The following is a 13105-nucleotide window of genomic DNA, read 5'->3' on the forward strand; positions in this document are numbered from 1 at the left end:
AGGCCCTAGGGATGGGGCGCGCGGCGACGTCGGAGGGCGGACAGCATGCAGTTCATGGGCGCAAGAATACGACAAGCCGAATGGCGCTGTAAACCGTCAATGTGGCGAATTTTTTCAGTCGGCCGAAGATTTTTTCATGACTCTCGCGCTTTGGATCGATCGGAGCCGCTGCATTGCGCACGCAACGACCCGTGCATCGATCCAAAGGGCGCGCGCGTCAGACGGGGTTCGCGAGGTCCGCGGCGCTCGTGAACGAGTCTGCGTAGAACTCGTCTTCGGGCAGGCCATGATGCTGCGAGAAGTCGCGCTGGGCCGACTCCACCATGACCGGCGCGCCGCACGCATAGACCTGGTGGCCCGACAGGTCGGGCAGATCCTCGATCACGGCGCGGTGTACGAAGCCCGTGCGGCCAGTCCAGTTGTCTTCGGCGGCGGGCTCCGAGAGCACCGGCACGAAGCGGAAGTTCGGAATCTCCTTCGCCCATTGCCCGGCGAGATCCATCAGGTACAGGTCCTTCTTCTGGCGCGCGCCCCAGTAGAGTGTCATCGGACGGTTCAGGTTCTTGTGGACCGCGTGCTCGACGATCGCCTTGATCGGCGCGAAGCCGGTGCCCGAAGCGAGCAGCACGATGGGCTTGTCCGATTCCTCGCGCAGGAAGAAGGTGCCGAGCGGCGCCTCGAAGCGCAGGATGTCGCGCTCCTTCATCTGCGTGAAGACGTGGTCGGTGAACTTGCCACCCGGCATATGGCGGATGTGCAGCTCGATAGGGCCTTCGTCGTGCGGGGCGTTCGCCATGGAGTAGGAGCGGCGCGTGCCGTCCTTGAGGATGAACTCGAGGTACTGGCCGGCGAGATACTGCAGGCGCTCGTTCGCGGGCAGCTGCAGCTTTAGGACGATGACGTCGTCGGCCTTGCGCTCGATCGCGGCGATGCGGGTAGGCAGCTTGCGCACTTGCACGTCGCCCACGCCCGCCACTTCGCGGATATCGATTTCGAGGTCCGTTTGCGCCGTCGCGCAGCAGAAGAGGGCCATGCCGCGCGTTCTTTCGTCGTTCGAAAGCGCCGAGGCCGCGTGAGCGCGCTGCTCGACTTCGCCGTTGCAGACGGTGCCCTTGCATGAGCCGCACGCGCCGTTCTTGCAGCCATACGGCAGGCCGATGCCCTGACGCAGGGCCGCGTTGAGAATGGGTTCGTCAGGCTCGACCTGGAACTGCCGGCCGCTTTTCTTGAGCGTTACGTTGAAAGCCATATTCAGGGAAGCGTAAATCTGTATCCGAGGGTTGAAATCGGGTCGCGGGAGTCGCTGGGTCATTCCCCGCGTTTCCTTGCCGGCCTTCGCCGCAAGGCGCGGGCCGCTAAAATGGTTCCACTATGATTGCCACACGAAACTTGCGCCGTGCGCGCATCCTGATCGTCGGTTGCGGCGACGTTGGCCTGCGCTGCGTCGCCCAGTTGCGCGAGCGGCCGGACCGCGCGCGTGTTTTCGCGCTCGCGCGCCGCTCCGAGAGCGTGGAAGCGGTGCGCGCCGCGGGCGCTGTGCCCTTGCGCGGCGACCTCGACTCGCGCCGCAGCCTCGCGCGGCTCGGCGGCGTGGCGAGCACGGTGTTGCATCTCGCGCCGCCACAAAAAGACGGTGCCGACGACCTGCGCACCCGCCGCCTGATCGCAGCGCTCACGGCGCGCCGCCGTGCGGCCTCGCGTCCGGTGCTCGCGCGCGGTTTGGCGTTCGGAACGTCCCCCACCTTGCGCCTCGCTTCTGGCGAGTCCACGGGTTTCGGTCCGTCCGCCATTGTACCCGAGCGCATCCGGCGGGCCTCCCGCACCCAGCGCAGGCGCCCTAAGCGCCCGACGCTCGTCTATGCAAGCACGACGGGGGTATACGGCGACTGCGGCGGCGCCCGCATTGACGAAACCCGCCCGGTGCAACCCGCCAACGCCCGTGCGGTACGCCGCGTATCGGCCGAGCGGCAACTGCGGCGCGCAACTGCGCGCGGCGCGCTGAACGCCACGATCGCGCGCATTCCCGGAATTTACGCGGCGAACCGTCTGCCGCTCGCGCGGCTCGCAAAGCGCACGCCCGCGCTCGTCGCGCGCGATGACGTCTATACGAGCCACATTCATGCAGACGACCTCGCGACAATCCTCCTGCGCCTCGCGACCCATGGCCGCGCCGGGCGCACCATCCACGCAACGGACGACAGCGAACTGAAGATGGGGGAGTACTTCGACCGCGTAGCCGACGCCTTTGGCCTCGCGCGGCCCCCGCGGGTGAGCCTCGCCGAGGCCGAGCGTGAACTTGAGCCAGTCTTGCTCTCTTTCATGCGGGAGTCACGCCGGCTCGCGAATACGCGGCTCAAGCGCGAGTTGCGCGTGCGGTTGCGTTATCCCGACGTGGATGCGTTCTTGCGCGCGCTGCCGCCGCACCCGTGACTTCGGGCGGGCGGCGCGGCGCAAAGCGTGCCGTTCACGTGATGGCCGGCAGCGCTTCGAGCAGGAGGAAGCAAAGCAGCGCTCCGATGAGCGCCCCGATCAGGTTCGGATGATACTGATGCCGCATATGCATCGACGCGAGCAGGCCACCTATCAGCACCGCCCCAAGCGCCACGAATGCCATCAACAGGAAGGAAATTTCGAATGTGCCGTTGATGATCATGATGCCCCTCCTTGCAGCTTGTAATCGTTCTTGAGGGCAGTATAGGGCGGAAGGCCGGCGAGGACATGCTGCGGCGCGGCGAAAACGGCGGTCGGCTGCGCGCCTTGGTGCGGCAACGCACCGATGAGCGGCAAAGCGTGCGCGGCGCGAGGGGGTTCAGCCCTTGCTGCGCAGGGCGTCGAGCGCGGCGGCGTCGAGCCACTGCCAGGCGCCCGGCGCGAGTCCCGCGGGCAGAGCGAAGCCGCCGATGCGTTCGCGATGCAGCGCCTCGACGCGATTACCGGCCGCCGCCACCATCCGTTTGACCTGATGGTACTTGCCTTCGAGCACGGTCAATTCGAGTTCGCGTTCCCCCCGCGCGCTTGCCGCGACAGCGGCGCTCGGCTCGCGCTCGCCATGCAGCAGGACGCCTTCGCGCAGGGCTTTCAGCTGAGCTTCGTCAAGCGCATGGCGCGTCGTCGCGACGTAGACCTTCGGTACCTTGCGCCTGGGCGACGTGAAGGCGTGAACGAACTGGCCATCGTCGGAAAGCAGCAAGAGGCCGGTCGTATCCTGATCGAGCCGGCCCACACACTGCACGTTGCGTTCGGCGAACTGCGGCGGCAGCAGGTGAAACACGCTCAGATGATGCTGCGGGTCGCGCGAGCATTCATAGCCCGCGGGCTTGTTGAGCGCGATGTAAGCGCGTTCGTGAAACGGCCACGGCTGGCCGTCCACGGTGAAGGCGAGGCCGGACGTATCGAAGGTGGCGTGTGGGTCGGTGCACGGCTCGCCGGTGACGGCGACGCGCGCCTCGGCGATCAGCGCGCGGCATTGGCGGCGCGAGCCGAAACCCTGGGTGAAGAGAATGCTTTCGAGATTCATGACGGACGGCGAACAGCGCGGAGCGGGTATTGTAGCCGCGCGCACGCGGGCCACACCCCTGTGCTCCCGCCGCGCGCCTCGTCCGCTCATATCCGGAAGATCGCGTAACCTGGTTTGGGGTACCGGCAAGTCCAGCCCGCGCGGTGCTGAGCGGCCGCGGGGACGAGGTGGCGCAGCCTGGCCGCGGACGAATCCGCGCTAGAACGGTGCCCGCGCTGCGAAGTGCAGCGGTCCTGGGTCAGTCGGTGATGGAAACGCGCGTGCTGTCGTCGGGGCTGGCGCGAAATTCGTTGACCCGGCCCGCGCGGACGTCGAGCAGCAGCCGGTCCAGCGCTTCCAGGCTCGCGGATCGCTCGCCGCCCGATTTGATCAACGTCGCCGCAGTGCGCCCGGAGGCGGACTCGTGGGCCTCGATGAGGTTGCGAATGGCTTCCTCTCGCCTCATGAAAATGCGGTCCATCGTGCGTTCCCCGCTTGTTATCTCAATAATCTCGCGATAACGATAGCATCGCGCTCACGCGAGAGGCGGCGCAGTCGCAGGTTGCTTGATCTTTGTCCAATTGGGTTGCGTCGGCTGGCGTCGTGCGCGCGTCCGACTGGATTCGAGCGGCAACAAAAAACCCGCGAAGCGATGAACTTTCGCGGGTTTCAGGATTCCGGCTTTTGCGAAGAACGCGCAAAAAGCATTCTGGTGCCTCGGGCCGGAATCGAACCGGCACTCCTTTCGGAACCGGATTTTGAGTCCGGCGCGTCTACCAATTTCACCACCGAGGCACTTGCTGCTTGCTTGTCTACTCGCTTTGCAGCACATCGGTGCGCCAAGTCTGCAGGCGCCCGAAGTAGCCGATGATTATGACGCAAATCGCCCAGCCAGGCAACCATGCGCCGGCAAGCCCGTCAAATGGTCCGCGAGAAGCTTTCGCGCTGCTGTGCGCCCAGATAACGATCGAAAACCATCGCGATGTTGCGCACCAGCATGCGTCCGGCAGGCAGCACCTCGAGGCGATCGGCGCTGCGCGCGACGAGCCCGTCGCGTTCGAACTCGCGCAGGCGTTCGAGTTCGGGGGCAAAAGCCGCCGGGAAGCGCACGCCATACGCGGCCTCGAACTCGTCGTAGCGCAGTTCGAGATTGCACATCAGCTCGGTGATGATGTCGCGGCGCAGACGGTCGTCGGCGGTGAGGCGAACGCCTTTCCTGATCGCCAGCTCTCCCGCGTCGATGGCCGCTCCGTATCCGGTCAGGTCCTTGGCATTCTGCGCGTAGACGTCGCCGACCTTGCCGATCGCCGACGCGCCGAAGCCGATCAGGTCGCAATCGGCGCGCGTGCTGTACCCCTGGAAATTGCGGTGCAGCGTGCGTTGCGCCTGGGCGCGCGCGAGTTCGTCGGTAGGTAGTGCGAAATGATCCATGCCGATGTACACGTACCCCGCGTCGGTCAGCTGCTCGATTATCAGTTGCAGCAGCGCCATGCGCTGCGCGGGCGGCGGCAGGGTGGTTTCGTCCATCTGACGCTGCATTTTGAACAGATGCGGCATATGCGCGTAACCGAATACCGAGATGCGATCGGGTGCGAGCAGCAGCATCGTCTCGAGCGTGCGGCGAAAGGTACTGACGTTCTGGTGCGGCAGGCCGTAGATCAGATCGACGCTGATCGATTCGAAGCCGTTCGCGCGCGCGGCGTTCATGACGTCGACGGTGAGTTCGAGCGGCTGGATGCGGTTGACCGCTTTCTGCACGACGGGATCGAAGTCTTGCACGCCAAGGCTCAGCCGGTTGAAACCGAGCGAGCGCAGATGGGCGACGGTCTGCGCCGTGGCTTCGCGCGGATCGATCTCGATCGAGTATTCGCCTTCGTCGTCGGGCAGCAGCGTGAAGTGTTCGCGCGTGGCGGCCATGAGCGCGCTCATTTCGTCGAGCGACAGAAAGGTGGGCGTGCCGCCGCCCCAATGCAGTTGCGAAACCGGGCGCTTCGTGTCGAACAGTCGGGCCTGCAGAGCCACTTCGCGGATCATCTGCTGGAGATACGGTTTCGCGCGGCCACGGTTCTTCGTGATGACCTTGTTGCAGCCGCAATAGAAGCAGACCGTGTCGCAGAAGGGGATATGGAAGTACAGCGAGAGATCGGTTTCGCTCGCGCCCGGATCGGCGGCGGCCCGGCGGTAGTCCGCGGGATCGAAGTCGTCGCGGAACTGCAGGGCTGTCGGATAGGACGTGTAACGTGGGCCGTTGGCGCCGTATTTGGCGAGCAGGTCGGGGCGAAAGAGCAGGTCGGCGTCGCTCATGTAAAGCTCACTGGGAAGGCGGCGCCTTGGCGGGCTCGCCCCGCGACGCGGAACGCCGTGCACGGGTGGAGTGTCCTGGAGCGCCAGATGCACAGAGTGTAAGAGCCCGTCAGTGCATGCGATTGTGTAAAAAGGTCGCATATCGGCGATGGCACAATACGTCTGGTCCTTCGATGCGCGCGCTGCCGCGTCCGGACCCAATCCGTGAGCGTTTCAGGAAACCGATGTGAGTCCCGTTTTTCCCGCCGATGTTCCCGCACATGCGTGCCGTCCCGGTTGTGGCGCGTGCTGCATCGCGCCGTCCATTACGAGTCCGATTCCGGGCATGCCGAATGGCAAGCCGGCCGGCGTGCGCTGCGTTCAGCTCGGCGAGGATCTGCGCTGCATGATCTTCGGCTCGCCGTTACGTCCGGCTTGCTGCTCTGGGCTGCAGCCGCAGCCCGACATGTGCGGGGGCTCGCGCGAGGAGGCGATCGTCTGGCTCACGCGTCTCGAAGCGCAAACTGCGCCGCCAAAATCGCCGGCCTCTCGCTGAGCGAGGCGCAAACTGCGTCCGCCCGGCGGTATGCGCCAGAATGACGGCGCCGCCCGGACGTCGCCGCGTAAGGTCGGCTAACCGGCCAGCCCGCCCAAAAGGAGAATCCGCATGATCCACACCGCAACGCGCGTTTCCCGGCGCGCCTTCCTGTACGCAGCCTGTGCCGCGGCGGGGACGGCGATGTCGCTCGGCGCGTGTGCGACGGGGATATTCCCGTTCATTCCCGACCACTACACGTTTTCGCAGCAGCAGGTGCAGGACGCGGTGCAGCGCAAGTTTCCGTATCACCGCTCGATGCAGCAGATTTTCGACGTCTCGCTCACGAACCCCGTCGTGACGCTGCAGCCCGATCGCAACCGCGTGGCCGTGCGGCTCGACGCGCACCTCGAAAGTCCGCTGATGCAGCAGCCCGTAAGCGGTGCGTTCACGGTATCGAGCGAGCTTGCGTACGACGCCGCGAGCCGCGCCGTGGTGCTCCGGTCGCCATCGGTCGACGGCGTCGACATGGCCGGCAACGCCGCCGCGTACGCGCCGCAGGTGAACGCGATCGCGGCGCTCGCCGCCACCCAGTTGCTCAACAACTATCCGGTCTACACCTTCAAGCCCGACCAGCTTCAGTTTGCCGGCGTGAATTACGAACCCGGTACAATCACCATCCTTACAAACGGCATACGCGTACAGATCGTCGAGAAGTAAGCAGACGAAACGCCGGCGCGCACGGCCGCCGCGGGTCGTGCCGCGAGGCTTCGTGCGCCGTCCTGACGCCCGCTTTCACGAATAAGAGGACTAGAAGGGATGGACTGGATATTGACCTGCAAGGCCTTGATTCTCGGCATCGTCGAGGGGCTCACGGAGTTTTTGCCCGTTTCGAGCACGGGCCATCTGATCGTCGTGGGCAGCCTTCTCAATTTCGAAGGCGACTTTGCGAAGACCTTCGATGTGGCGATCCAGTTCGGCGCGATTCTCGCGGTGTGCTGGGAGTTCCGCCGCAAGATCGGCGATGTCGTCGTAGGGCTGCCCACGCGGCCCGATGCCCGGCGCTTCGCGCTCAACGTGATCGTCGCCACGATCCCGGCGGTCGTGCTGGGCCTGCTGTTCGAGAAGGCGATCAAATCGGTTCTGTTCGCGCCGGTGCCCGTGGCGTTCGCGCTCGTGGGGGGCGGCCTCGTCATCCTGTGGGTCGAAAGCCGGATGCGGGGCCCGCAGGGGCTGCCGGTCGCCGCACAGCACGACGCGCGTGTGAAGTCGCTCGACGAGATCACGCCGCTCGATGCATTCAAGGTGGGTTGCGCGCAGTGTCTCGCACTGATTCCGGGTATGTCCCGCTCGGGCTCGACCATTATCGGCGGAATGCTGTTCGGCCTCGAGCGGCGCGTCGCGACCGAGTTTTCGTTCTTTCTCGCCATCCCGATCATTTTCGGCGCGACGCTCTATGAACTGCACAAGAGCTGGCAGACGATCTCCGTGGATGAACTCGGGCTCTTCGGTGTCGGGTTCGTGGCCGCGTTCGTGAGCGCTTTCGCGTGCGTGCGCTGGCTCTTGCGCTTCATTGCGTCGCACGATTTCACCGCTTTTGCCTGGTACCGAATCGCCTTCGGCCTCGTGATCCTGTTGTTCGGCTACGGCGGCGGGCTTGGCTGGGACGACTAAAAGCGACGGGCGCCGCATGACAGCGCGGCGCCCGTTTCTCGTTGCAACTCGCGGATTCAGTCGGCGCGGCGGCGGAACACCAGATCCCACACACCGTGGCCGAGCCGCAAACCGCGGCGCTCGAACTTGGTCACTGGGCGATAGTCCGGGCGCGGTGCATAGTCGGCGGCCGTATTCTCCAGCGCCGGCTCCGCGCCTAGCACTTCCAGCATCTGCTCCGCATAGTTTTGCCAGTCGGTCGCGCAATGCAGATAAGCACCGGGCTTCATGCGCGAGACGAGCAGCGCGACGAATTTCGGCTGGATCAGGCGGCGCTTGTGATGGCGCGCCTTGTGCCACGGATCGGGGAAGAAGATGTGCACCCCGTCGAGGCTAGCGGGGGCGATCATGTGCTCGAGCACTTCCACGGCGTCGTGCTGGATGATGCGGATGTTCTCGAGATTCTGCTCTCCGACCAGCTTCAGCAGGGCGCCGACCCCCGGCTCGTGGACCTCGACGCCGAGGAAATCCTCCTCGCGGCGCAGTGCTGCGATTTCCGCCGTGCTGGCGCCCATGCCGAATCCGATCTCCAGTACGCGCGGCGCGTGGCGGCCGAACACGGCGTCCCAATCGGCGGCCTCGGGCTGGTAGGGCACCACGAAGCGCGGGCCGAGTTCGTCGAGCGCGCGGCGCTGGCCGGTCGAGACGCGGCCGGCGCGCGTCACGAAGCTGCGGATGCGACGCAGGTGCAGCGCGTCGCCTGCCTGGGCGTCGGGTTGCTCGTTCGCATCGGAGGCGGCGTCTTCTGCGTCTGACGGCGCGCAGTCGGGACGGACTTCGTCGTTGGGATCGTGATTCATCTTCGCGGATAGGTGTGAGAGCGGCGGATTTCGCGGCTTTCGAAAATGCGGGCGGCTTGCGCCATCGGCATGCGATGCCATGTGGCGGCGGGGCCCCGGCTGTGCCGGGCCGAATGCGACGTGCGCCGCTTTCGGCCGTTGCCCGGTGGGCGCGGCGGCCGCAATGGCCGGGTTGCCGGTCCGCCCGAAACGGCAGCTGTCTGCCGTAGCCAGTTCGGCCGCCAGGGCGAGCGCGGCGCGCTTGAGGCCCGGTGGCTTCGAGGCCGTCGCGCATTATATCAGCGCGGCCGGAGGGCTCCGGGCACCAGCCCGGGAGCGCCAGTTGGCCGCCGCAGCGCCGGGGTCATCGATTCAATCCGCCGAAACGACAACTCGGATGCGCGTGGGTTCGTACAGATCGAACGCATCGACACGCCCGGCGCGCACGTCGAACAGCAGTTGCGTGAGGTCCTCGGCTGCGGCGCGCAGGCGCTCGGCCTCGGCCGGCATGCGTTCATCGGCGTCAATCAAAAGGGCTTTGCGCGAGCGCACGATCAAGGCGATCGCGCTCGGCCGGGACATGAAAAATTGATCCATCGGGGGACTGGTGCGCCAGAGGCGCACGGCGAGTCGTTGCGGCGATCCTGCGAAATCCTTCGGGCTTGCCGGCGGACCCGCTCGCGGCGCGTACGCCAAAACACGACGCGCGCCAGAGTCGTCGATGCCTGCGACCGCTACACCGAAGCTTCCAACGTGCTGGTGAAGGGCTAGCCGGGCGCTCAACGCGCCGCGATCGAGGCCGCCGCGCCGGCCATCATGACGGCGGCCGAGCGGTTGGCCGCGCGCACCGCGCGCCGGCTCCTGAGCAGGCCGCGCGCCCGCGAGGCGAGGATCGACCAGCCGAAATCGACCGAGATCAGGACTACGAACATGGTGGCGGTGAGCTGCGCCCATTCGAGGGCGCCGACGCGCGAAAGGTCGATGATGGTGGGCAGCAGCGAGAGGTAGAACACCATGATCTTCGGGTTGCCGAGCGTCACAGTCAGCCCCGCCAGGAACATGCGCAGCGGTGACTGCCCCTTCGGCAGCTCGCCGCCGGCCAGCTCGGCGGGGGCGAACCACATCTTCCAGGCCAGATAGAACAGGTAGAGCACGCCACCATACTTGATCACGAGGAACACCTTCTCGAAGGTGTGCACCAGCACGCTCAGCCCGGCTACCGCGCAGCCCAGCCATAAGGCCTCGCCGAGCCACATCGCGGCAAGAAACGGCAGCACGTCGCGAATGCCGTTGGTAAGCACGCGCGAGACCAGCGCCGCGATGCTGGGCCCGGGCGAGCCCGCCGTGATCAGCAGGGCCATCGCGAAGATCAAGAGTCCTGAGAGTGTCATTGCGGTGTCTCCGGGGTAGGGCAGGTATTTCGACGAACGCCGCCGGTCGCGGGCGCCATCGAGCGCATTATGCTTGCGCTCCGCGCCGAAGCAAACCGGCATGGCGCGAAGGGGGGCCGGCGCCGCATTCAGGCCACGCTCAGGAAGCTGCGCAGCGCGCGGGCTGCGTCAGCACGCGGGCTGCCCGGCGCAACCCCGGTTCGACGGGCACTGACGAAATGTTCGCGAATCTGCGCTGTGAGGCGTACGTGCTGTGGCGTGCGGTCGACGAGTACGCAGGGTGTGGCGGAACTAGAAGATGCCGGCCTTGTTTTCGCGGATGAGGGCGGGGGATCTTGATGGGCACTGGATGGACCTCCAAGTGCCTGATTTTGAGCAAACTATGGGTGCTACGGGTGGTTTGGATTCTCCAGCACCACCCCGAAAGCCCTGTCAGATAGGGCTGTGGCTTTTTGGAGCGGGCGATGGGAATCGAACCCACGTCATCAGCTTGGGAAGCTGAGGTAATGGCCATTATACGACGCCCGCAGAGCGCGCCATTTTACGCGCTTTCGGCGGGTTTACGCAATGACGCGGTCGAAGAAAGCGGCGCGAGGAACGCGCCGCCGATGAAGCGAATCGCTGAGGGGGCGCCCTCAGATGCCGAATAGCGTCAGCGAAACGGCTGCGCGCGTGACCACCATCAGCAGCACCTGGACGATCACGAAGAGCAGGATCGGCGAGAGGTCGAGTCCACCCAGATTCGGCAGGATGCGTCGCAGCGGATTGAGGAACGGCGCCGTCAGCTGATAAAGCACCGGCATTGCCGCCGAGCGCGGGTTGAGCCACGAGAGCAAAGCCATCAGGATCGTCAGCCAGATCAACAAATTGAGCGCCCATTTCACGAGCGTGAGCAATGCGACGATCAGAAGCGTCGGTAGAAGGCCCAAGGGGTCGACTCCCGCAATCCACACCATCAGCAGCACATACGCGATGGCCGCAAGCAGCGCGGCGACCACGCTCGCCCAGTCGATGCCGCGCACGCTGGGGATCACGTGCCGCAGCGGCAGCACGAGCCAGTTGGTGACCTGCTGGATGGCGTGAGTCACGGGGTTGTACGGCGGCACCCGCACGTATTGAAGCCAGGCGCGCACCAGCAGAGCGGCGCCGAACAATGTGAAGACCGTATTGAGCAGAAAGCGGGCGATATCGCCGAACATCGGTGTCGTTTCCTTCGTGTGTTGAGTTGCGGCGCGTCTGGCGTGTGGCGGCCGAAAAGGGTGTCGAGGCTGCCCGTTCCCCATTGCGGAACAGGTCAGACTGACACCTTGATCTCGCTAATCAGAATCGTGCCATTTCCGCCGTCGGTGTAGTTGGGAATGTCGTCGAGCAGCGTATCGGCATGCGGCTGGAATGCCGCGTAGAACGAATCCACCGACTCGAACAGGAAGTGCCCGGCTGCGACGTAAGGCGGCGGCGTGCCCGGCGGCCCCGCATTGATGCCGATGTCGACGGACCAGCCCTTGAGCGAGTCGCCGAAAAGCTTGGCTGCGAGCGGCATGTGATGCGTGCAGTAGTATCCGGTGTCGAAACGCCCGTTTTCGCGATACGGATAGAGGATGCTGACCTTGATCATTGTGCGTTCTCGTCGGTGAGTCCTGTGGGCGCGCTGCGCGCGCCGTCGCCACATTACCACGGCTTACGCGTCGCCAGTATCCGCGATCGATACTGCCGCGCGGGGTAGGCGCATGCGCGGTGGCCGTCCTGTCCTGGCGCGGACCTGAAAGTCACTAGTCTTGGCACACATCACGGTTTTCTGTGAACAGCTACAGTGTTTCTGTCAGATTGTGCTTGCCATGCGCATAGCGGCACAGACGTTGTATTGAGCCGCGCGTCGCGCCCTATGTTCGTTGTCGTACCGATCACGCCCCTATGGTGCGACTACAAATGACGCTGGAGGCAACGAGGGCGCGTTCTTGAGGTGGCACGATTTATGCTGGCGGACCGACGGCACACCCTCGGCGGCTGAGACCAGCATGAGGTGGCCTCAACGAACAGTGCGCAGCGCATATACGGCGCACATGAGGCTATCGCGCAACAGTGCAATTCTTGTCGCGGAATCTCAGCACAATACTTTTCATCGTTTGGTTTCGTTGTTGCAGTCGTGCAATTGGGTTTGTTCCTGTCGGTAGTCCGATTCGGGGAGTTCACCATGAGCATCTTCGCTTACCGAAAGCATCTGCGGTTTCTCACGCCGGTTCAACGCCGCTGCTGGTGGGACCAGAAGAAGCGCCTGACGCCGCGCGTGCGCATCAGCGGCGCCTACGTACCGCCGAGCGTCACGCGCGAATTCACCTACGTGAAGGTCGGATAGCCGGGTTCGCGCATCGCAGCGGCGGCGCTGGTACCGCCGCCGGTTGAAAAGATGCCCGGTCCCGCGACCGGGCATTGTCGTTTACAGCGCGGGACGTGCCTCGGGCGGCGGCGGCCCCGCGACTAATTTGTAATCGAACATTACCGGGAAAGTGGCGTTTCCGCGCCTCCATGCCGGTAAGAATGACAGCTCGCCCTGCCTCCAGCCATTCCCCGCCCCGATCCGGCGGCCCTTCGGCGATTTTTCGCCGCAGCCGCGCCCGCCGGGCCCGATGCCCGTTCGGATTGCCCGCAGCGGGGATTGCAATTCGAAACAAATGGCTACCAATGCCAGTCACTATTTTCGATACATTGAACGCGTGGGCAGTGCCCGTTATTGAAAGGCGCCGTTGGCGGCCGCCAGGAGAAGAGAAGTGAAAAAGACCGTTCCGTTCATCGTTGCCGCTGCGCTAGGCATGGGGTTCGTCAGCGCGGCCCAGGCGCACGTTTCGGTGGGTATCGGTATTGGCATTCCGGTTGCTCCGGCTTATCCGGTGTATGCGGAGCCAGTCTACGC

The 13105-nt window shown here is 65.1% G+C and carries 15 protein-coding genes, 2 tRNA genes and 1 pseudogene; 6 read left to right on the forward strand and 12 right to left on the reverse strand.

Features of this window, described 5'->3' with window-relative positions; translation table 11 throughout:
- Positions 1-217 precede the first annotated feature (217 nt).
- Complete coding sequence (locus tag VSR34_RS34020) at positions 218-1249, reverse strand: CDP-6-deoxy-delta-3,4-glucoseen reductase (protein ID WP_028213365.1); 1032 nt, start codon at positions 1247-1249, stop codon at positions 218-220.
- 122 nt (positions 1250-1371) lie between these two features.
- On the opposite strand from VSR34_RS34020, the gene VSR34_RS34025 reads away from it, so the two are divergent.
- Positions 1372-2430, forward strand: a complete 1059-nt coding sequence (locus tag VSR34_RS34025; protein WP_342964725.1) for an NAD-dependent epimerase/dehydratase family protein — start codon at positions 1372-1374, stop codon at positions 2428-2430.
- Positions 2431-2464: 34 nt separating this feature from the next.
- Here VSR34_RS34025 and VSR34_RS34030 read toward each other — a convergent pair whose 3' ends face one another.
- The 5 genes from VSR34_RS34030 to hemN form a co-directional block, all read right to left on the reverse strand.
- Positions 2465-2653 carry a hypothetical protein gene (locus VSR34_RS34030; protein WP_342964726.1) on the reverse strand — a complete coding sequence of 63 codons (189 nt, stop codon included), beginning with the start codon at positions 2651-2653 and terminating at the stop codon, positions 2465-2467.
- Between the two features lie 156 nt (positions 2654-2809).
- Entirely contained in the window at positions 2810-3517 is a 708-nt protein-coding gene (locus VSR34_RS34035) for a 16S rRNA pseudouridine(516) synthase (protein WP_028213362.1), read from the reverse strand.
- Positions 3518-3755: 238 nt separating this feature from the next.
- A complete protein-coding gene (locus VSR34_RS34040; protein WP_028213361.1) occupies positions 3756-3977 on the reverse strand; it encodes a hypothetical protein in 222 nt (73 codons plus the stop codon).
- Positions 3978-4206: 229 nt separating this feature from the next.
- Positions 4207-4291 (reverse strand) — tRNA-Leu (locus VSR34_RS34045).
- A gap of 123 nt (positions 4292-4414) precedes the next feature.
- The gene (gene hemN, locus VSR34_RS34050) at positions 4415-5800 is read right to left on the reverse strand and encodes an oxygen-independent coproporphyrinogen III oxidase (protein WP_342964727.1); all 1386 of its coding nucleotides are present in this window, start codon (positions 5798-5800) and stop codon (positions 4415-4417) included.
- A gap of 226 nt (positions 5801-6026) precedes the next feature.
- Here hemN and VSR34_RS34055 point away from each other — a divergent pair, with 226 nt between their 5' ends.
- The 3 genes from VSR34_RS34055 (at position 6027) to VSR34_RS34065 (ending at position 7988) form a co-directional block, all read left to right on the forward strand.
- Positions 6027-6335: a YkgJ family cysteine cluster protein gene (locus VSR34_RS34055; RefSeq protein WP_342964728.1), complete on the forward strand. Its 309-nt coding sequence runs from the start codon at positions 6027-6029 to the stop codon at positions 6333-6335.
- A gap of 183 nt (positions 6336-6518) precedes the next feature.
- Positions 6519-7034 carry a DUF1439 domain-containing protein gene (locus tag VSR34_RS34060; RefSeq protein WP_238327773.1) on the forward strand — a complete coding sequence of 172 codons (516 nt, stop codon included), beginning with the start codon at positions 6519-6521 and terminating at the stop codon, positions 7032-7034.
- A gap of 99 nt (positions 7035-7133) precedes the next feature.
- Positions 7134-7988: an undecaprenyl-diphosphate phosphatase gene (locus VSR34_RS34065; RefSeq protein ID WP_028211555.1), complete on the forward strand. Its 855-nt coding sequence runs from the start codon at positions 7134-7136 to the stop codon at positions 7986-7988.
- Between the two features lie 56 nt (positions 7989-8044).
- Here the strand turns inward: VSR34_RS34065 and trmB are convergent, their stop codons facing one another.
- From trmB to VSR34_RS34080, 3 genes are all read right to left on the reverse strand, one after another.
- Positions 8045-8827 (reverse strand): tRNA (guanosine(46)-N7)-methyltransferase TrmB, encoded by a 783-nt coding sequence (gene trmB / locus VSR34_RS34070; protein ID WP_342964729.1) that lies wholly within the window; start codon positions 8825-8827, stop codon positions 8045-8047.
- A gap of 351 nt (positions 8828-9178) precedes the next feature.
- On the reverse strand, positions 9179-9430 hold the full coding sequence (locus VSR34_RS34075; protein WP_342964730.1) for a hypothetical protein: 252 nt from the start codon (positions 9428-9430) through the stop codon (positions 9179-9181).
- A gap of 155 nt (positions 9431-9585) precedes the next feature.
- A complete protein-coding gene (locus VSR34_RS34080) occupies positions 9586-10197 on the reverse strand; it encodes a LysE family translocator (protein ID WP_342964731.1) in 612 nt (203 codons plus the stop codon).
- Positions 10198-10373: 176 nt separating this feature from the next.
- Between VSR34_RS34080 and VSR34_RS34085 the strand changes: the two are divergent.
- A pseudogene (locus tag VSR34_RS34085) lies at positions 10374-10472 on the forward strand (IS6 family transposase); the annotation flags it as partial.
- A 178-nt stretch (positions 10473-10650) separates the two neighbouring features.
- Here the strand turns inward: VSR34_RS34085 and VSR34_RS34090 are convergent.
- From VSR34_RS34090 to VSR34_RS34100, 3 genes are all read right to left on the reverse strand, one after another.
- A tRNA-Gly gene (locus VSR34_RS34090) sits at positions 10651-10725 on the reverse strand.
- A gap of 107 nt (positions 10726-10832) precedes the next feature.
- Entirely contained in the window at positions 10833-11396 is a 564-nt protein-coding gene (locus VSR34_RS34095; protein WP_028211558.1) for a YggT family protein, read from the reverse strand.
- Between the two features lie 95 nt (positions 11397-11491).
- Positions 11492-11812 (reverse strand): EthD family reductase, encoded by a 321-nt coding sequence (locus VSR34_RS34100; RefSeq protein WP_342964732.1) that lies wholly within the window; start codon positions 11810-11812, stop codon positions 11492-11494.
- Positions 11813-12388: 576 nt separating this feature from the next.
- On the opposite strand from VSR34_RS34100, the gene VSR34_RS34105 reads away from it, so the two are divergent.
- Positions 12389-12550: a hypothetical protein gene (locus VSR34_RS34105; protein WP_167334412.1), complete on the forward strand. Its 162-nt coding sequence runs from the start codon at positions 12389-12391 to the stop codon at positions 12548-12550.
- Positions 12551-13105: the final 555 nt, after the last annotated feature.

The sequence above is a fragment of the Paraburkholderia sp. JHI2823 genome (assembly GCF_038900695.1).
Taxonomy (GTDB): Bacteria; Pseudomonadota; Gammaproteobacteria; order Burkholderiales; family Burkholderiaceae; genus Paraburkholderia; species Paraburkholderia mimosarum.